Below are 531 nucleotides of genomic sequence, written 5' to 3'. Positions count from 1 at the left end.
ATGGAAGTTTCATTAAAAGAGATAAGCAAAATTGTTACAGGAAATACTCCTAGTAAGAAAAATAAGAATTATTGGAATTCTAAAGATATATGCTTTATAAAGCCAGATGTTATTGGAAGTGGTATAGATAGTATTACTACTTCTAATGAATATATATCTAATTCTGCAAGTTCAAAAGCAAGAATTGTAGATAGAAACACAATTCTTATAACATGCATTGGAAATATTGGAAGAATAGGAATCATCTCAGATAAAAAAGTCGCGTTTAATCAGCAAATAAATGCAATAATACCTAACTATAAAATCAATATTAGGTATTTAGCATATGTGCTTTTATTTTCACAACCAAGGTTAAATGCACTTGCAAATTCAGCAGTTGTTCCTATAGTTAATAAAACACAGTTAGGAAATTTTAAGGTTAAAATAAATCCAAACTTAGAAAGTCAAGGAAAAATAGTAAGTATCTTAGATAAAATTGCAAAAATAATAAAAAAGCAAACTAAAGAAATTGAACATTTAGATGAACTAATT

1 protein-coding gene is annotated in these 531 nt (G+C 26.2%); it reads left to right on the top strand.

The window, feature by feature from the left end; translation table 11 throughout:
- On the top strand, window positions 1–531 hold a 531-nt coding region (locus tag HMPREF0528_RS08740), incomplete at both ends, for a restriction endonuclease subunit S (RefSeq protein ID WP_004896661.1).

The sequence above is a fragment of the Lactobacillus johnsonii ATCC 33200 genome (assembly GCF_000159355.1).
GTDB lineage: Bacteria > Bacillota > Bacilli > Lactobacillales > Lactobacillaceae > Lactobacillus > Lactobacillus johnsonii.
Note: the sequence above shows the minus strand (reverse complement) of the source record. Positions and strands in the feature narration are given on the sequence as shown.